This window comes from Cytobacillus firmus, from assembly GCF_023657595.1.
In the GTDB taxonomy this organism is placed as follows: Bacteria; Bacillota; Bacilli; order Bacillales; family Cytobacillaceae; genus Cytobacillus; species Cytobacillus firmus_B.
Genome location: NZ_CP098323.1, coordinates 1,447,901 through 1,465,666 on the forward strand (window position 1 = coordinate 1,447,901; position 17,766 = coordinate 1,465,666).

Sequence of the window (17,766 nt, forward strand, 5' to 3'; positions counted from 1 at the left end):
AAAGGTGCAGACCATGACTCGGACTGCACCCTTTTTGTCTATTCAATAAGGTCTAAATAATCAGCTACAATTCCTTCCAGTGGATAATGCTTTAATTTATCTGCTTCTTTCTTTGAACGCACAGTCCAGGCAATTGCTTTCATGCCATTCGCATGAATTAGATCGATCACGCGCTTATTAACCACTGTCCACTTAGGATTCAGGTAGCTTGCATATTCGGCAATATTTTTTATCTCCATTTTGTCAGGAGGATAGTTGATTAAGATGGCGACAGGTATTTCCGGCATCAGTTCATGAAATAATCTCATTGAAGCTGTTTCAAATGACTGTACAATAATATGGTCTTTACCCTTTGAATCAAGTTTTCTTTTTTTTAGTTCCTCGGCGATCATCTTTTCAATGCCCGGATATAGGGACGGTTTTTTTAGCTCAATTAAAAGCCCGACACGATCCGCATATATGTCCAAGACTTCTTCAAATGAAGGGATACAGGCACCGCTGAATTTTGTAGAAAACCAGCTGCCGGCATCCATTTTTCTTAGCTCATCAAAGGTAAAGTCAGAGACTTTTCCTTTTTGGTCGGTTGTGCGGTCTACAAGGGAATCGTGAATCACGACCAGCCTTCCATCCTTGCTTAATTGAACATCAATTTCCAGATAATCTGCTCCCATTTCGATTGCACGGTCATATGAGGGAAAAGTATTTTCCGGGCAGTAGCCGGCAACTCCCCGATGGCCAATTCTTTTTATCTTATGTGAATTATTTGCTATTTTCTTAATGCCGAAAAATGAAATAACTGTAGCTAAAGCTGTAAAAATCACATTTTTCATTACCTTCAAAGTCATTTCTCCTCGCCATTTTTGCTCATCTTAAAGGATGTGAAAACATTTTGTCAACTGCAGAGGATTACCGAGTTTTGATCCCTGTTCATTCCCAATCCTCATAAACAATTGTACCGCCAGTCAAATCCAGGGTATTTCTTTCGCCTTTATAAAAAAGTTTTCCTTCTTCTTCAACTATAAGGTTTTCATATGTAAATACACTCTTTCCGGAAGGAAGCTGGATGATGATTTTCTCACCCAGTTCTTTTTTGGGGGCTTCTATAGTAATGAGGCTTTGAGAATAAAAATATAATGCTGTAAAGATAGCAGCTAAACATCCCAATAGGACGATTGACACCAGCATAAATTTGCTCTTAGGCTTCTCCATATGCAATTCAGACCTTGTCATGATTCCTCTCCCTCCGCTAACCAGATATATTGGTCTATTCCACCATTTTTCACCATTTAATCCTAAATAGGATTTTAAATCCTCAAATATGGTATGCAGGAATAGTAATGAAAATGACTATAACAGGGTGAAAGTTAGACAAGCTGAAGAAGCAGCAGTATTAATTTGGAAAAAGTTAAGAAAAATGAAACAATTCCTGGTCTTTGTCCGTATATAATTTAAGCTTTAATAGTAAAAAGGAAGGAGGCACGGGATAGATAGCCTGACTATAAAAATGGATAGGGTGCATTTTATGGAATTATTTGGTTTACCTATTCAGACAATTTATCTCAGCACACTTATTTTTTCTGGTATCTTAATTATTTTGTATGTGTTTTTTGGAGATATGGCAGACGGAATTGGGGAGGGCAGCTTTCTAAATCCAGTACTGATTCTGGCATTTATTACTTTTCTCTCCGCTGCAGGCTATATCTTTGAAATGACAACCACTCTAAATAGCGCAGTCATTCTTTTGATAGCGGCTGTTATTGCGGTTTTGCTGGATATATTGCTGGATATCTTTGTTCTTATACCATTAGCTTCTGCTGAAGAATCTCTCGTTTACACAGATGAATCCTTAAGGGGGAGAGTAGGTACGGTATTAATTCCTATACCGGAGAATGGTTTCGGTGAGGTTTTAATTGAAAATATAAGCGGGAGAATATCCAAGCCTGCTTCAAGCTATGAAAATACGGTCATAGCAGAAGGAAGCAAAGTGCTGATTGTTGAAGTCGCAAATGGAGTTATTAAAGTGATTGATTACAAAGAATTATAGACAGGGGGACACAATATGTTAATGGTTTGGGTTGTAATTGGAATCGCAGCATTTTTGCTGATTGCTCTGCTAGGTGTGTTCATTACAAAATATCGGACTGCGGGGCCGGATGAAGCGTTAATTGTAACAGGCAGTTACTTGGGAAGTAAAAATGTCCATGTTGACGAATCAGGAAATAAGATAAAAATAATAAGAGGCGGAGGAACATTTGTACTTCCTGTCTTTCAACAGGCAGAGCCATTGAGCCTCCTGTCAAGCAAACTGGAGGTTACCACTCCGGAAGTATATACCGAACAGGGAGTTCCTGTCATGGCAGATGGAACTGCAATTATTAAAATCGGCGGGAGTATTGGGGAAATTGCTACTGCTGCAGAACAGTTCCTTGGTAAATCTAAGGAAGATCGGGAAAATGAAGCGAAAGAAGTTCTTGAAGGACATTTGCGGTCAATTCTGGGATCGATGACGGTCGAAGAAATATATAAAAACAGGGATAAATTTTCCCAGGAGGTTCAAAGGGTAGCGTCACAGGATCTGGCCAAAATGGGTTTGATCATTGTTTCTTTTACAATCAAAGATGTCCGTGACAAAAATGGATATCTTGATTCACTGGGAAGGCCAAGAATAGCCCAGGTTAAAAGGGATGCGGATATTGCCACGGCTGAAGCTGAAAAGGAAACCCGGATTAAACGGGCAGAAGCAGCAAAGGATGCCCAAAAAGCAGAACTTGAAAGGGCAACTGAAATAGCTGAAGCCGAGAAAGAAAATCAAATGAAAATGGCTGACTACAGAAGGGAACAGGATATTGCCAAAGCACGGGCTGACCAGGCATATGACCTTGAGACAGCCAGAGCAAAGCAGGAAGTTACCGAGCATGAAATGCAAATCAGGATTATAGAACGCCAAAAGCAAATTGAGCTTGAAGAAAAAGAAATCTTAAGAAGAGAACGCCAATATGATTCCGAAGTGAAGAAAAAAGCAGATGCAGACAGATATGCTGTTGAGCAGGCGGCAGAGGCAGAAAAGAAAAAGCAAATTGCCGAAGCGGATGCAAACCAATATAGGATTGAATCACAGGCCCGTGCAGAAGCTGAAAGGGTTAGGGCAGATGGGATGGCCAAGGCTGATTCACAGCGCGCCCAAGGTGAATCTGAAGCCGAAATCATTCGCCTAAAAGGTCTGGCAGAAGCAGAGGCAAAGAGAAAAATCGCCGAGGCATTTGAACAGTATGGCCAGGCAGCTATGATGGATATGGTCATTAACATGCTTCCGGAATATGCGAAACAGCTTGCAAGCCCGTTATCGAATATTGATAAGATTACAGTGGTTGATACAGGGAGTGACAGCACTAATGGAGGTGCCAATAAAGTAACCGGCTATGCCACCAACCTTATGTCCACGATGCAGGAAAGCCTGAAGGCTTCATCCGGCATTGATGTGAAGGAGCTTCTCCAAAACTTTTCAGGCAAAGGAAACGTCCGCCAAAGCCTGGAGCAGCTTACTGAGGAAATAAAAGAAAAAGAACCCGTGCAGCCTTCTATAGGTATCCAGGCCGCTCCTGCTGATAAGAAATAATGAAATTGCCTATTTTTATCTGGGGAGATAACCTGGAAATACCGTTATATCAACAAAAATCCGAAGCCTTCAAACCGAAGGCTTCTTTTTTGCGCAGAAAACTGTGTATTTGTCTATCGCACAATCTGGGTGAATTGAATAGGATATATTGAATCAAACAAAGGAGGTAATTGACTATGTCAGACGGTTTCGGACACGGCGGCGGTTTCGCCCTTTTAGTTGTATTGTTTATTTTACTGATTATTATCGGTGCTTCTTGGGGATTCGGTGGATGCTGCTAATAAAACATGGAGACAGAGTTTATTAGTAAGGGAGGGGATTCTATAATGTATGGCTACGGATATGGCGGCTGTGGATACGGTGGAGCTGGATACGGCGGCTGTGGATACGGCGGCGGTTTTGCGCTAATCGTTGTTCTGTTCATCCTGTTGATCATCGTAGGTGCTTCTTGCTTTAAGTGGTAATAGATTAAAAGAAAAGCAGGGGGCACCTGCTTTTCTTTTGTATGCATACATAACAGTGTTTCCAAAGATGCCAAATGGGGAAAAGAAGCAGCATAAAAGAAATAGGGAGGGTTGCAAAATGGATGAACTAAAAACACAGGATCAGGAAAACACAATGAGGGAAATTTACTCCATATTGGAGGGCGGACTTCAGCGGGAAATGCATCAAAAGGAGTACAAGCTTGTTTCGGAATGGGTAAGCGGTTTTAATCTGGAGGAAAGAGCTACGATATTAAATATGCTCAAGGAGCTTACCAATAAGCATATCCGAATTGATTAAGGATATCCGGGGCAGATGCATGTATTCGATTGCTGAACATGAGCCTATTGACAATAAAAGCCAGAAGCTTATATACTACAATCAAACAGGTTGAAAGGATGATTTAGGGGCATGAAGTTATAATCTTATTTTTTCTGGTATCTTTTTATATTTAAAAAGTTTAACCCGGAGAACATAGGATTAGTGTGCCCTTTTTTAGTCATTCCTTATCGGAAGTGATGTCTGCTTATTTGTCTTTAAGCGGATTAGATTTTATTTAGGCGCGCGTTTTTTATGTATTTGCACCATTTCCAATGATGGGTGCACAGTCCTCTCCGGGTATGGGGAGGTTTTTTTATGTGTGCAAATAAAATCAGCAATCACCACAATAACAGTATACCGGTTATCATGGCCAGGGATCTTCAAAAGTCATTCGGAGATAAAAGGGTTTTTTCTAATTTGGAATTCGATATTTATCAGCAGGATCGAATTGGTCTTGTTGGCTTAAATGGCACGGGTAAAACTACATTGGCCAATATTTTATTCGGCAGTATCCAGGCGGATAAAGGGACAATCGAGCGGATGAAGGAGCCATATAGAATCGCCTATCTGCACCAGTCAGCAGATTATTCTGTGAGTGATATTCATGCTCCTGACCAAAGCCCGGAAGAAGAAATTTTCCATCAGGCAAGCAGATTAGGACTCTCAAAACTCCATGAATGGAAACCGGAAAGGCTTGATTCTTTAAGCGGGGGAGAAAGATTGAAGCTCTCCTTAGCCAAGGTTTGGTCCTCAAAACCGGATATGCTGATTTTGGATGAACCCACCAATCATTTGGATTTACAGGGAATCGAGTGGCTTATTAGGGAGATTGGCCAATTCAGCGGTCCTGTCATGATCATTTCCCATGACCGTCACTTCCTTGATCAGGCTGTCCGCAGGATTTTTGAGCTGCAGGAGGGTACTTTAACCATATATGACGGGAATTACACAGCCTACAGGGAGCAAAAACAGAAAAATTATGACGATCAGCTTCATCAATTTAATGTTCAGCAAAGAGAAATTGATAGGATCGAAAATCAGATGGCCAATTTAAAAAAATGGTCTGAAAAAGCTCACAGGGAATCAACTAAAGGCGGAAGTCCTTCTGAGAATAGGCAGATGGGCTTTAAAGAATACCACAGAGTGAAAGCCAAAAAGATGGATCAGCAGGTGAAGTCAAAAATGAAAAGGCTTCAGCAGGAACTGGATAAGAATAAAATTGAGAAGCCGGCAGAAGAGGGAAAAGTGCACTTTCAATTCGATTCATCAGGCAAACGGGGAAAAAGGATCATTGAAGCTAAAAACCTCTCAAAAAGCTTTGGAGACCGGACTCTTTTCAAGGATAGCCAGTTTTATATAAAGCATGGCGAAAAAATTGGGATTCTTGGACCCAACGGGACTGGCAAGACCACTTTTATCCGTATGCTGCTGGAAGAGACTTCCCCTTCTGATGGGGAACTTTGGATTAGCAGCACTTTAAAGATTGCCTATTTAAACCAGGATATTAATGATCTGCCGTTAACAAAAAACGCCCTTGAAGCACTTGATCTCAGCGAACGGGAGCAGATTTACAGGGCAAGGACCCTATTAGCAAACCTGGGTATGAAGGAAGCGAAGTTAAAGCGGCCGATTGGACAGCTGAGCATGGGAGAGCGAATCAGGGTTAAGCTTACAGACATGCTTTTAAAGGAATACGACGTCTTAATATTAGATGAACCGACTAATCATTTGGATTTGCCGAGCAGGGAGCAATTTGAAAAAACGCTCAGGGAATTTTCAGGAACACTCATCATTATTTCGCATGACTTATATTTTTTGGAGAAGTTAAGCACAAGATTGCTTGTATTTGAAAAAAATAAAATCACCAGATTTGATATGAATCTGAAGGAATATCGTATGAAATCCAGAAGGTCCCACCAGGAAAAAGCCCATGATTCCACAAAAGACCAGATCATGGTGATTGATAACCGCATCAATGCGATACTTGGAGAACTCAGTCTGCTTGTTCCGGGTGACAGCAAATATGCCCAGTTGGATAAGGAGTTTAATGGCTTAGTAAATCAAAAAAGAACATTGTTAAATCAATAAGTGCAAAAAGGCAGGCCCCTAATAATAATGGGCCTGCCTTTACATCTGATTTTACTGCTTTTTAGTGCTGTTATTATTCTTCTTTTTTGCATTAATCCACAGTTTGCCATCTGCTGTCTTGCGGGCTTCATTGCCGTAGTCATCCATCACTTTCACTTCAATTTCGGCACCAGGTGCTTTTACATTTGAAGTGGCAGTATAGTAGCCGACATAATGGCCCGGGGAAGTTTCCATCATTGGAAGCTCAGTTGCGTTATTCAGCTGGCCGCCAGCATTTGTTAAAGGCATTCTGATGGCAAAGGTCGCTTTTAACCCTGGTTCACTATCAAATTGGATTTTTACCGATTCGCCTTTTTTAAGCTCCTTGTCTTCTGCAGGGAGAAGATTTTCTATGGAAGGAGCGGAATATTTAGCATCGACTGTGATTGTTTTCTCTTCGCTATTTTTCGCTTTATCCTGTGCTATTACCGTAATGGTGTTTTCACCTTCATCCAGCAGGATGCGAAGGGAGTATTCACCGTCTGTAACCTTTGCTGTCTGGCCGTTTACTTTTACCCAATCAAGGTTATCGTCAGAAACGGTTCCTTTAACAGTGACTGTTTCTTTATTTGTTTTGGATTTATCTGCAGGGCTTGTAATGGACAGTTCCGGTTTTGTTTTATCATATATTACTTTTACAGGTTCAGAAGCATCTGTGGACCCTGACTCTGTTGATGCTTTGGCAGTAAGTGTGTTTTCCCCTTCAGTAAGTGAAATCTCTGCTGAGAAAGTGCCTTCGTCTGTACTAGCAGCCGATGCGACTTCTTCTCCATTATTAAATACTTTTACAGTTGTGGTAGGAGCGGAAGTACCTTCAATTGTCACTTTACCCTGATTCGTAAATGTTCCATCCGAAGGAGAAGTAATGACAGGTGCTGTAACTTCATAGTTTACTGTCGCGCGGATCATATAGTTTCCTTCATCTTCAGGCGACGGTGACCATGCTCCGCCTACAAGCTGCCAGCTGCGTCCTGCATTCTCCCCATCCTCATCTGTGCCAAGACCAGGGGCATTAGGATTTGGTGATGATTGGATATAGACCATATAGAAGTCTCCATTTGTAACGATTCCTTCGTCACTTAGATCTACATGTGTCCATTCGCCGTTTCTTAATGCTGTCGCTTCAAATGGGCCTGCAAGTTTCTTGCCTGGGGCTCCATCCGGTCCGCTTGCATCGTATACTTCCACTTTGAAGTCTGTACCGCCCGGAGTCGGCCAGCTTGTATCCCAGAAGCGGAATAATCCGCCGGTAACCATTGCGCTGTCATGGCCGGATGCAAGGGACATCTTAACTGCCCAGCCATTGCCGGCATCGTAGAATGCACGTGCATTTTCAGCTGTACCATCGTCATATCCGATTTCACCCGGATAACCGATAAATGGCTTAAGCTCAATGTTTTGCTCAAGAGTTGAGCCGCCTTCGATCGTGATGCTCTGCTCTTTGCTGTAGTAGGAAGGTGCCATTGCTTTTAAAGTGTATGTGCCTTCGTAGGCTGTGAGTGTATATTCACCGTTTTCATTTGTTGTTACTGGCTGTACTGCCGCATCTTCAATTAAAAGAAGCGTAGTATTTGCAACAGGCTCTCCAGTTGCTTCATTTGTCACAACACCTGTGACAGTGCCTTTTGGTATTTCCTCAAGGACGAAATTTGCAGTCGCTTCTCCATCCTGCGGTATATTTACATTTTGTGTTTGAGAACGATAGCCGTAAGCTTCCGCTTTTACAGTGAAATCACCTGAAGCATGTGTCATCTCAAAAGATCCGTTTTGAGGATTAGTAAATACGGACCTGCCTGATTCCAGCACACTTACTTCGGCAGTAAGCGGAAGAAGCACTGGGGCCGGCTGCTGCTGTTTCTCATCATCTTTTGCAAGACTATCCTTTTTAGGAACAATTTTATCAGGATTTACCTTTTCCTTCTTTAATTCTGCAGAAGGTTTATCCTTACTGAGACCAAGCTGTGCTTTGCCTGCAGGTTCTGCTGGAGTATCAGATAACCTTACATCATCAATATACCAGCCTTGCTTCTGAACAGAGCCATCGGTAGTCACATTGAAGGCTACATAAATTCTCTGTCCAGCATACGCACTTAAATCTACTTCTCCATTAACCCAGCCTGTTGTATTGCCGTTTACGCGAAGAGCCTGTTCCCAGTTTTCCATATCTGTTGATACAAAAACGTGACCATAATCATAACGGTTTTCAAGCTCGTGCCATTGCTTGAATTGAAGGTAGGCATTTCCTTCCGGCAGGTCGATAGGAGGCATCTGGAGATTCATGTTTGCTCTATTTGCATAGTTGCCGTCAAGTTTAGTTGCATATACTTTTTCCCCGGATGCTGCATTGCCAGGACCTGAAGATGGAACTCCCCATTCCCAGCTATTTTCCGGTCCATACGAAGTCCAGCCGGCCGGCTGTGATTCGAAGTCCTGAGAATAGCCAATGCTGATTCCTGGTCTTACTGCCACTTCATAGGAGTCTGTTTCAGTTAAATTCCCGCCAAAATCATTGACCTTCCATTTATAAGTTACAGAAGGTTCGGCGATGTCTTCTCCAGGAATAACTGCCTCATAAGTACCATCTTTATAGTTGCCTGATGTTCTTTCGGCCTCAATAGCGGCCCAGCTGCCGTCAGCTTTTAAGTATTCAAGATCCACTCTTGTGACGCTTACATTATCTGATGCAGTCAATTCAAGTGCTAGATCCATTCCTGCATATGTTTCCTGAGGTGCTTCATGATTGGCTTCAGGAGCTTCGGAGTCATCTCCTTCTTTTGCAACCTGGCCTTTGATTTTTCCAAGACCGGTCAGTACGGAAGAAACCGCATCGAAGGCATTTACGAGTCCGTAGCCAAATCCATTATTTGGTGTCTCAGGATAAGTACCATTTGTCAAAGGAGTAGAGGTGGTCAGCAGAATTTCCTCCATCTCTTCAACAGTCAGACTTGAGTCAACCTGGCGGAGCAGCGCGGCAACCGCAGAAACATGCGGCCCAGCCATGGAGGTTCCGTTCCAGCCGCCTTCATATCCGCTTCCGGGAACTGAGGAACGTATGTTAACGCCTGGTGCAGATACATCAGGCTTAACTTCCTGATATGGAGATGGCCCTTGCAGTGAAAAGCTTGCTAAGCCATTGTTAATATCAGTCGCACCAGTAGCAAATGATTCCGGGTAGTTTGCAGGGGTTGCAACTGACCCAGGTCCGCCTGGATTAAACAAAGTAGTGTTTCCTGCAGAGAATTCCGGGAAAATTTCAGCGGCACGCCATGCCTGCACCATTGGACGATACCATTCATCCAGTCCAGGTCCGCCTCCCCAAGAATTATTGACAACATCAGGCGCTTTCTCAGGATGGGGATTTCCTTCAGCATCCTTTGGAGCCAGGATCCATTCACCGGCTTCAAGAAGATCTACATCAGTTCCGCCGTTTGCAGTAAAGGCTTTTACTGCGATCCATTTCGCACCAGGTGCAACACCGATCTGATTGCCTCCATTCGGCTCGGCACCAACCATAGTTCCAGTTACGTGGGTTCCGTGACCCTGATCATCGTATGGAACTGTCTGGCCTGCAGTGGCATCAAACCAGCTGAATTCATGTACTGGAGAATCAGGCTGTGCAGGGTTATAGCCCCGGTACTTTTCTTTTAATGCCGGGTGATTCCACTGAACACCTGTATCAATGGATGCAACGACTGTACCGGATCCGTCAATTCCCATTTCCCATACAGCAGGAGCTCCTACGCGGTCAATGTTCCATTCGATCGAGCTGGTTTCTGCTTGTGTTTTAAGAGATTTTTCAGCCTCTTTAACAGGTTTATGAAGCTGTCTTGTTTCATTTGGAAGAATCTTTTCTACTTCAGGGAATACTGCGATTTGCTCCATAACGTTTTTTGTAGCTGTTACTGCAATTGCATTGACGATGTAGAAGGATTGAACATCTTTTGCCTTGCCGTCTTTTTCCTGTTTTTGAAGGAAATCGGCGACATGGCCTTGAGTTTCAATAGCTGTAGATCTTAGTGAGGATAGGACTGCAGAGCGTTTCATGTATTTTGATTTAGAGGGTGTCAGTTTTTGTGATGCAGCCGCTTTTTCAGCCTTCTTGACTGCTGCGGAAGTATCGGCCTGTTCTTTGAATTTAATCAGGAATGTTACTTTATCTTCTTTATCAAATTGTTTAAGCAGTGAGCTGTTAATTTTGCTTTTTGCTGTCTGAGGAGAAGCTTTCTTAACTGAAGTATGCGGAGAGCTCTTGCTTTCTGCCGAGCCCATGCCTGGGAACATCAGCGGCAAAATCAGAAAAGCTGTCAGCATCACATAAAGAATGCGATTCAATGATTTTCTTTTTCTTTTCAAAAAATTCCCTCCTTGTTTTGTTAATTCATTTAAATTGCTAGTTTGCAATGAAGAACTCAACCACCTCCTATGGGTATCCAAAAATGGAAAACCCTGCCGTTACCCTGTACTTTAGCTAAATTAAAGGCTGGAGATTGTCGAAAAATAAAGTTTTTTGCAGTGCTTTTATGAAAATGGCTATAATGCTTCATAGGTCATTAAGGGTTACAGGCTTAAAGAATGAACTTTTTACGGTTATTTATAGAGTAAAAGTATTATTTTTCCATATATTCAAATGGATCTTGGAAAAAATAAGGAAAAGGAGGGAGGCAGTATTTTCACAGAATGATAAAATAAATAAAAAGGGTGGAGAACTTAAAGGAATCCTTTACTCAAAATTGCAAAAAATGAAATCGAAGATGGGTAGTCTGGGGTGTAACTTTATTCATCTTTTTACAGGTGAAAAGAGATTGAAAAAAGTTACGGTTAAAAAGGCGCTTTCTCGGATTTTTCTCAAATTTGATGCTAAGGAATCAGATTGTTTTACATTATAGGATAAATGAACAGGTTATAAATTATGGTTTTACCACAAGTTTTACATAAACAATGAAAAAGTGTTTCTTTTCTGATTTTTATTCGTCTAATAATATGCGAGGGGGCGCCACAATGGAGAGAATAACGGCAGAAGCGTTTGAAGATATATACAGCGAGTACAGCGATCGAATTTATGGATACATATTTCTTCTCGTAAATGATAAAGAAGTGGCGGAAGATCTGACACAAGACACCTTTATCAAAGCCTACAAATATCTGAATCAATTTAATGGGGATTCCCAGATCTTTACGTGGCTTGTCCGGATATCCAGAAATGTAGCCATTGATTATTTGCGCAAAAAAAGCAGATTCAAATTTTTCTCAATAGAAAAATTCCAACTCCAATCAGATGAAGATACTCCTACAGAGATAATGATTAAGGGTGAAAAAGTTACACTCTTATATGAAGCAATCCGCCATTTGAAATTAAGCTATCAAGAAGTGCTGATTTTGAGAAAAATAAAGGAGTTTTCCATTAAGGAAACGGCTGAAATCTTGAATTGGTCTGAAAATAAAGTGAAAATCACCACTTCCAGGGCACTCGCAGCGCTAAAAAAAGAATTGCAGAAAAGGGGGGAAATCCATGAAGAGCTCATTCGGATCCGATAATTCCTTTCGAGAATTGGGACGAATTCCGCGTTCTCAAAAGCAAAAGCAGGAGAGTCTGCAAAAAATATTGAGGAGCATAGAGGAAAAACCTGAAAGAAAGAAAGCTATTTTCCCGAGATTTTTATCTGCTGCCGCTGTAATGGCTGCTTGTGTCATGTTCGCTTTCATTATATTTTCTGAGGATTCTATGACCAGAGGCAGGAGCAGTTCAGAGATGCTTGGGAATAGCTTTATAAGCCAAACAACCATTGCTATATCAGAAACCGAGAAATCCTTCTCTGCCGATGGAAAGTATTCAGCTGAAATCGCGACTGTAAAAGATCCAAAGTGGGAAAACACGGCAAGAAATGCCATAAATTCGGCCATCCCATCAGAGACAGTCATTGATGCCAAACCAACCTATGATATCCAATTTAATTTAAAGGGAAAAGAACCGGTAAAGATGAAAGTCTGGAACGAGCAAGGCGAAGTTTACTTTAAGCTAATTGATAGTGAAGAAATTTATTCAGTTCCTGCTGCAGAGGGCTCTCTATTTATTGAATATATAGAGGCAATCGCGCAAAGCATTCAAAATACTCCTTGATTTGACTCCTGTAAGGGGTCATTTTTTTTAGGCAGAAAGGGCTGGATTTTGACAAATATCGAGAATTTTTTCAAATAAATGTTTTATCCCAGATTAAAAGGGTAGTACTTACTTAGTTAATAAAAATTTTTATTCGCTTGATTCCTGCAGGCAGGGAATAGGCAGAACATTAAAGCTGAAAATTATAAATATTAGGGGGAGCATCATGAAAAAAGGACTTCTTTTTATTATTTCCGCATTCCTGCTTATTGGAACATTAACAGGCTGTTCCGGGGAAAGTGCTCAGGCAGAAAAGACGAAGGATGGAAAGGTCGTTGTTGATTTTTGGAGTTTTTGGGGTTCAGAAACAAGAAGGCCAATTATTGAAAAAATCATAGATGATTTTAACAAATCACAGGATGAGGTTTTTGTTAAGCATACATATTTGCCTTGGGGAGATATTTGGACAAAGAATCTGGCATCCGTTGCTGCCGGTAATCCTGCTGATGTTATTATTAACGATATTAATTCGGTCGGCCAGCGGGCAGAAAATGGACAATCTGAAGATTTGAGCAAGTATATCGATGATTCGTTTAAAGACCAGTTTTACCCGCATTTATGGGAAACGGTAATGTACGAGGACAAGGCTTATGCAGTTCCATTTAATACAGATACCAGATTGCTATTTTACAATAAAGATGCTTTCAAAGAAGCGGGCCTTGACCCGGAAAAGCCGCCTGCTACATGGGCTGAACTGGAGGAGTATGCTCAGAAGCTGGATGTTAAAAATGGAGATCGCTATGAGCGGGTTGGCTTTTACCCGCTTTGGGGCAGTATCGGCGCAGCAAGCTGGATGACAAGCGCTGATGGCGGAAAAGGATTCATTCAAGATGGCAAACTTTATATCAATACTCCTAAGAAGCAGGAAGCGCTTCAATGGCTGCTGGGATGGAAGGAGCGTCTCGGCGAGAAAACAGTTCAGTCTTTTGAAGCTGAATTTGGAAGTGAACAGTCAAATCCGTTCATTGCCGGCAAAGTGGCAATGTGGGTGGATATCGGTACATTTTACACACAAATTCGTGATTATGGCAATGATATGAATTTTGGGGTTGCCCCGATTCCTGCATATGAAGAAGGTTCCGGGAACTGGAGTGATGGAGGTGGGTTCGTAGCTGAAATTCCGAAAGGAGCCAAACACCCTGAGGAAGCTATGAAGTTTATCGAGTATCTTACAGGTCCAGAAGCACAAAAATATTGGGCTATGAAAAATTATGATAATGTCGCAAATAAAGAAGCTGCAGAGGCCGTGGTAAAGGAACTTAAAGGCGATGATCAATATGTATATGAAGCGACTGTGAAAAACCTGGATCAGACGCAATTATTCCCTGTCCCGACACAGTATCCCGATTACCAGAATCGCATTAATCCTCACGTAGACAATGTTCTGCTAGGTAAAACCAAGCCAGAAAAAGCGCTCGAAAAAGCAGAAGAAGATGTTGAAAAAATAAAGAAAAATTAGAACAAAGAGAGAAGGGTAATCCTTCTCTCTTTATAAATACTATAAAAAGAAGGTGTAAGGGTTGAAATCATATGAGACAACGATTGAGCGCCGGGGAGCAGATTTTGCAGGAAAAAAAGGGAAGGCATCATCACACAGACGGCTGTCACGCCAAACAAGAGAAAATATCTTTGGCTATCTATTTATCAGCCCGTGGATAATCGGATTTCTGGGACTGACACTTGGCCCGTTATTATTTTCCTTATTTGCCAGTTTTACAGACTATAATATCACTTCAAAAATGAATTTTATCGGCCTTGATAATTTCAAACGCATGTTTACGATTGATGACCTATTTAAAACGTCACTATGGAACACGTTATATTACGTTTTATTCTCTGTCCCGCTGACCACAGCAGGGGCGATTTTTCTGTCGGTTCTTCTAAATCAGAAAGTAAAAGGCATGAAATTTTTCCGCACACTTTATTATCTGCCTGCTATCCTCTCAGGTGTTGCAGTTTACTTTTTATGGATGCAGCTGCTGAGTCCGTCAACAGGTCTGGTTAATACGTTCCTTGCATGGTTTGGAATTGAGGGGCCAGCCTGGCTGTTTGACCCTGAATGGACAAAGCCTGCTTTGCTTTTGATGAAAATGTGGAGTGTCGGGGGAGGAATGCTTCTATATCTGGCAAGTCTGCAGGGGGTGTCAAATTCCCTTTATGAAGCAGCGGATCTGGATGGGGCCGGTGTAATGCAGAAATTTTTTTACATCACATTGCCAATGATTTCGCCGATCATTTTCTTTGATGTGCTGACAAGTACGATCGGTTCATTTCAAATTTTCCAGGAGGCTTATGTCATGACGGAGAATGGAAGCGGCGGACCTGGAAATTCACTTCTGTTCTATAATCTTCATATGTGGAATAATGCGTTTGAGGTGTTTGACATGGGCTATGCCTCTGCAATGGCCTGGCTGTTGTTTATTGTCGTTATGATACTGACAATCATTAATATGAAAATCGGTAAAAAATGGGTTCATTATGAGGGAGGAGATGATAAATGAGATCTGCTGCAGCACCGAAGTTTTATGAGACGAAAAAATTCAAAGATAAAGTAAAGCAGGCGATTGTTTTCATCGTTTTATTAGCAGGAAGTGTACTGGTAATATCTCCGCTTTGGTGGATGATTTCGACTTCTCTGAAATCCCCTGCAGAGATAGCTCAATATCCGCCGACCTTTATGCCAAAAGAATTCCATTTTTCCAATTATGTTGACGCCTGGAAAACAGCACCGTTTACCCGCTGGGCTATGAATACATTCTTTATTGCCTTTTGCGGAATGGCGGGAAGCGTTATTGTCAATTCGCTGGTTGCTTATGCATTTGCGAAGATCCGTTTTAAAGGAAGAAATGCTCTGTTTATAGTTGTGTTATCAACCATGCTGATCCCAGGGTTTGTCACCATGGTGCCTCAGTACATTTTATTCTCCAAGCTTGGCTGGGTAAATACGTATCTGCCGCTGGTTGTTCCGGCCTTTTTGGGGAGTGCCTTTTTCATCTTCCTGCTTCGCCAGTTTATGATGACCATTCCGAATGAACTTATTGAAGCAGCTGTACTGGACGGTGCTAATCATATTCAGATATGGTGGCATATCATGCTGCCATTGACGAAGCCGGCGCTTATTACTGTAGCCATTTTCTCATTTAATGGCGCATGGAATGATCTTCTTGGCCCGTTATTATATTTAAATGATGAAAGTCTCTACACCCTTCAAATCGGTCTTCAAACCTTCAAGGGAACTGTACAGACACAATGGCATTACCTGATGGCCATGTCAGTCATGGTATTATTGCCAGTAGTGCTGTTATTTTTCTTCTTCCAGAAGCACTTTATAGAAGGTTCGAATATCGCATCAGGCACGAAAGGATAACAAAAACGGCTAAGCCATTCGCTTAGCCGTTCTTTTCATTGTATAGGGCAATAGGTTCTCCATTCCCCGTCAACACACACCTTATGGCGGGGAACATAGCATTCAATGATCACAGAATCCGGATTCAGCCCGTTTTCTTCAAGCTGGGATGATACTGAAGCTTCGGACTCAGTGTTAGCGGATGAGCAGGGATACCCGCCGCGCCATTCATACTTTGTACAGTAGTAGCATAGCTGGCCGGATGCTGTGGCTTTATCGGAAGAGACTGCATTACTTTTAGCCGCTTCTTTAATCAGCTGTGTTTTTTTCAATTCTACTTCTGTTAAATAATCAGTAAAGGTGCTGTCTTTTGAGATATCTATTTTGGTCTCTTCTTCAGATTTCAGGTCTTTTACATAAAAAGCTTTATCCTCAATAAGCCTGCTGAAATCAACCAGCCGCACTTTTAATTCCTTCCCGGACTCAAATGAGAAAGATAAAAGGGACGAGAAATTTACGAGAGCTTTTTCATCTAAGGAAATGTTTTTTTCGTTGTATTCAATTTCATATTGCACTGTCCAGCCATATTGTTTTCCTTTTTCATCAATAAGAGCTTTTGGCTGGATGGAGGCATCTTTTAATATAGAAGCTTTGAATTGCTTAAACTCATCAGATTTTAACACGGCTTTCATGAAATCTTTCTCAGTCAAACCTGCCGAATTACTTTTGGGCTGTGCAGAAACATTGCCTGAGAAAACTAGTAAAATAGTCAATAATAAGAAAATATACTTTTTCATCACATACCTCCTAAAAGTATTGTCCAATATAAGATTAACCTATATTTCCATAATTAGGAATGGTGCGATGTGATTATATTTATCTAGTATATTTTATCTAATCTAAATAAAAAACTGCCTTATGGTAAAAGCCTATTTAATGCAGATTAATCAAATATTATAGAAGCTTTTTGTGTTATCATAAAGCTTCTTAAGGGCGCTGGTGAAAGATATTTCTTTTAGTTCAGCAAGGGCACTGATGGAATGGGCCATCATGGAAGGATGGGTAGGTTTGTTTTTAAAAGGGCCCTCGAATTCCCATGGGCCGTCTGTTTCTGCCATCAATTTATCCAGCGGGTAATCCCGTACGAGGCCCTGTATTTCTTTTTCATACATGATATCTGGAGTAAAGGATATGTAATAGCCATTGGAAATCAGCCTGCTTGCTGCTGCAGTGTCACCTTTAAACCAGTGGAAATGAGCCTTTTTAATCGAATGCTTTTCCAATAAATTGCACACAATCTGTGCATCATCATAAATTGCATGGAGGACAATGGGTTTATCCTGTTTTTTTGCAAGCTTTATGAATTCTTCGAGAAGTTCAATATATCCGCCTGGGATCTTGCTCCCCTTAGGTCTCAAATAGTATGGAAGGCCAACCTCGCCAACAGCAGCCATCTGCTCTGTGTGAATCTTTATCCAGCTGAAAAGCTCTGAAATATCATGATCATTGGGCAGTACCTGTTCAGGGTGAAAACCAAAGGCAGGTTTAACAAAGGGATAGATTTCTGCAAGAGCAAGGTTTCTTTTGCAGGATTTTAAATCGCTTGAAACTGTAACAAGTGAAAGCTTAAACGGCAATTCATGAAACATTTTTTCTAAATCAATATCGCTGTACTTATCAAGATGAATATGGGCATCAATATAATTATCCATGCTG

General features: G+C 41.5%; 17 protein-coding genes. 12 read left to right on the forward strand and 5 right to left on the reverse strand.

Annotated features, from left to right (window positions below; translation table 11 throughout):
* Window positions 1-38 precede the first annotated feature (38 nt).
* Window positions 39-845, reverse strand: coding sequence for a glycerophosphodiester phosphodiesterase (locus NAF01_RS07580; RefSeq protein WP_250802051.1), 807 nt, complete (start codon window positions 843-845; stop codon window positions 39-41).
* Window positions 846-927: 82 nt separating this feature from the next.
* Window positions 928-1,230, reverse strand: coding sequence for a hypothetical protein (locus NAF01_RS07585; protein WP_048009108.1), 303 nt, complete (start codon window positions 1,228-1,230; stop codon window positions 928-930).
* Between the two features lie 292 nt (window positions 1,231-1,522).
* Between NAF01_RS07585 and NAF01_RS07590 the strand changes: the two genes are divergently transcribed.
* The 6 genes from NAF01_RS07590 to abc-f all read left to right on the forward strand — a co-directional run bounded on the left by NAF01_RS07590 (window position 1,523) and on the right by abc-f (window position 6,508).
* Window positions 1,523-2,044 carry an NfeD family protein gene (locus tag NAF01_RS07590; protein ID WP_250802052.1) on the forward strand — a complete coding sequence of 174 codons (522 nt, stop codon included), beginning with the start codon at window positions 1,523-1,525 and terminating at the stop codon, window positions 2,042-2,044.
* Window positions 2,045-2,059: 15 nt separating this feature from the next.
* Window positions 2,060-3,616, forward strand: a complete 1,557-nt coding sequence (locus NAF01_RS07595) for a flotillin lipid rafts scaffold protein FloT (RefSeq protein WP_250802053.1) — start codon at window positions 2,060-2,062, stop codon at window positions 3,614-3,616.
* Between the two features lie 176 nt (window positions 3,617-3,792).
* Window positions 3,793-3,897, forward strand: a complete 105-nt coding sequence (locus NAF01_RS07600; protein WP_082138949.1) for a YjcZ family sporulation protein — start codon at window positions 3,793-3,795, stop codon at window positions 3,895-3,897.
* A 45-nt stretch (window positions 3,898-3,942) separates the two neighbouring features.
* The gene (locus NAF01_RS07605; RefSeq protein ID WP_082138950.1) at window positions 3,943-4,080 is read left to right on the forward strand and encodes a YjcZ family sporulation protein; all 138 of its coding nucleotides are present in this window, start codon (window positions 3,943-3,945) and stop codon (window positions 4,078-4,080) included.
* A 118-nt stretch (window positions 4,081-4,198) separates the two neighbouring features.
* On the forward strand, window positions 4,199-4,399 hold the full coding sequence (locus tag NAF01_RS07610) for a hypothetical protein (protein ID WP_197207574.1): 201 nt from the start codon (window positions 4,199-4,201) through the stop codon (window positions 4,397-4,399).
* A 336-nt stretch (window positions 4,400-4,735) separates the two neighbouring features.
* Window positions 4,736-6,508, forward strand: a complete 1,773-nt coding sequence (gene abc-f, locus NAF01_RS07615; RefSeq protein ID WP_250802054.1) for a ribosomal protection-like ABC-F family protein — start codon at window positions 4,736-4,738, stop codon at window positions 6,506-6,508.
* A gap of 51 nt (window positions 6,509-6,559) precedes the next feature.
* Here abc-f and NAF01_RS07620 read toward each other — a convergent pair whose 3' ends face one another.
* Window positions 6,560-10,858 (reverse strand): S8 family peptidase, encoded by a 4,299-nt coding sequence (locus NAF01_RS07620; RefSeq protein ID WP_250802433.1) that lies wholly within the window; start codon window positions 10,856-10,858, stop codon window positions 6,560-6,562.
* Window positions 10,859-11,067: 209 nt separating this feature from the next.
* Between NAF01_RS07620 and NAF01_RS07625 the strand changes: the two genes are divergently transcribed.
* From NAF01_RS07625 to NAF01_RS07650, 6 genes are all read left to right on the forward strand, one after another.
* Window positions 11,068-11,433, forward strand: coding sequence for a hypothetical protein (locus NAF01_RS07625; RefSeq protein ID WP_250802055.1), 366 nt, complete (start codon window positions 11,068-11,070; stop codon window positions 11,431-11,433).
* Between the two features lie 112 nt (window positions 11,434-11,545).
* Window positions 11,546-12,082, forward strand: a complete 537-nt coding sequence (locus NAF01_RS07630) for an RNA polymerase sigma factor (RefSeq protein WP_250802056.1) — start codon at window positions 11,546-11,548, stop codon at window positions 12,080-12,082.
* Complete coding sequence (locus tag NAF01_RS07635; RefSeq protein WP_250802057.1) at window positions 12,057-12,665, forward strand: hypothetical protein; 609 nt, start codon at window positions 12,057-12,059, stop codon at window positions 12,663-12,665. Before NAF01_RS07630 ends, NAF01_RS07635 begins: the two co-directional genes overlap by 26 nt.
* A 205-nt stretch (window positions 12,666-12,870) precedes the next feature.
* Window positions 12,871-14,163: an ABC transporter substrate-binding protein gene (locus NAF01_RS07640; protein ID WP_250802058.1), complete on the forward strand. Its 1,293-nt coding sequence runs from the start codon at window positions 12,871-12,873 to the stop codon at window positions 14,161-14,163.
* A gap of 61 nt (window positions 14,164-14,224) precedes the next feature.
* On the forward strand, window positions 14,225-15,205 hold the full coding sequence (locus NAF01_RS07645; protein WP_283914206.1) for a carbohydrate ABC transporter permease: 981 nt from the start codon (window positions 14,225-14,227) through the stop codon (window positions 15,203-15,205).
* Window positions 15,202-16,071 carry a carbohydrate ABC transporter permease gene (locus tag NAF01_RS07650; protein WP_048009117.1) on the forward strand — a complete coding sequence of 290 codons (870 nt, stop codon included), beginning with the start codon at window positions 15,202-15,204 and terminating at the stop codon, window positions 16,069-16,071. The genes NAF01_RS07645 and NAF01_RS07650 overlap by 4 nt, the downstream gene beginning before the upstream one ends.
* A 35-nt stretch (window positions 16,072-16,106) precedes the next feature.
* Here NAF01_RS07650 and NAF01_RS07655 read toward each other — a convergent pair whose 3' ends face one another.
* Entirely contained in the window at window positions 16,107-16,847 is a 741-nt protein-coding gene (locus NAF01_RS07655; RefSeq protein WP_048009118.1) for a hypothetical protein, read from the reverse strand.
* Window positions 16,848-16,997: 150 nt separating this feature from the next.
* The gene (locus NAF01_RS07660; protein ID WP_048009119.1) at window positions 16,998-17,762 is read right to left on the reverse strand and encodes a TatD family hydrolase; all 765 of its coding nucleotides are present in this window, start codon (window positions 17,760-17,762) and stop codon (window positions 16,998-17,000) included.
* Window positions 17,763-17,766 lie beyond the last annotated feature (4 nt).

Excerpts from the sequence above, each read along its gene's own strand:
- NAF01_RS07580 (WP_250802051.1), bottom strand. The coding sequence starts at position 845 with ATGACTTTGAAGGTAATGAAAAATGTGATTTTTACAGCTTTAGCTACA.
- NAF01_RS07585 (WP_048009108.1), bottom strand. The coding sequence starts at position 1,230 with ATGACAAGGTCTGAATTGCATATGGAGAAGCCTAAGAGCAAATTTATG.
- NAF01_RS07590 (WP_250802052.1), top strand. The coding sequence starts at position 1,523 with ATGGAATTATTTGGTTTACCTATTCAGACAATTTATCTCAGCACACTT.
- NAF01_RS07595 (WP_250802053.1), top strand. The coding sequence starts at position 2,060 with ATGTTAATGGTTTGGGTTGTAATTGGAATCGCAGCATTTTTGCTGATT.
- NAF01_RS07600 (WP_082138949.1), top strand. The coding sequence starts at position 3,793 with ATGTCAGACGGTTTCGGACACGGCGGCGGTTTCGCCCTTTTAGTTGTA.
- NAF01_RS07605 (WP_082138950.1), top strand. The coding sequence starts at position 3,943 with ATGTATGGCTACGGATATGGCGGCTGTGGATACGGTGGAGCTGGATAC.
- NAF01_RS07610 (WP_197207574.1), top strand. The coding sequence starts at position 4,199 with ATGGATGAACTAAAAACACAGGATCAGGAAAACACAATGAGGGAAATT.
- abc-f (WP_250802054.1), top strand. The coding sequence starts at position 4,736 with ATGTGTGCAAATAAAATCAGCAATCACCACAATAACAGTATACCGGTT.
- NAF01_RS07620 (WP_250802433.1), bottom strand. The coding sequence starts at position 10,858 with ATGCTGACAGCTTTTCTGATTTTGCCGCTGATGTTCCCAGGCATGGGC.
- NAF01_RS07625 (WP_250802055.1), top strand. The coding sequence starts at position 11,068 with ATGAAAATGGCTATAATGCTTCATAGGTCATTAAGGGTTACAGGCTTA.
- NAF01_RS07630 (WP_250802056.1), top strand. The coding sequence starts at position 11,546 with ATGGAGAGAATAACGGCAGAAGCGTTTGAAGATATATACAGCGAGTAC.
- NAF01_RS07635 (WP_250802057.1), top strand. The coding sequence starts at position 12,057 with ATGAAGAGCTCATTCGGATCCGATAATTCCTTTCGAGAATTGGGACGA.
- NAF01_RS07640 (WP_250802058.1), top strand. The coding sequence starts at position 12,871 with ATGAAAAAAGGACTTCTTTTTATTATTTCCGCATTCCTGCTTATTGGA.
- NAF01_RS07650 (WP_048009117.1), top strand. The coding sequence starts at position 15,202 with ATGAGATCTGCTGCAGCACCGAAGTTTTATGAGACGAAAAAATTCAAA.
- NAF01_RS07655 (WP_048009118.1), bottom strand. The coding sequence starts at position 16,847 with ATGAAAAAGTATATTTTCTTATTATTGACTATTTTACTAGTTTTCTCA.
- NAF01_RS07660 (WP_048009119.1), bottom strand. The coding sequence starts at position 17,762 with ATGGATAATTATATTGATGCCCATATTCATCTTGATAAGTACAGCGAT.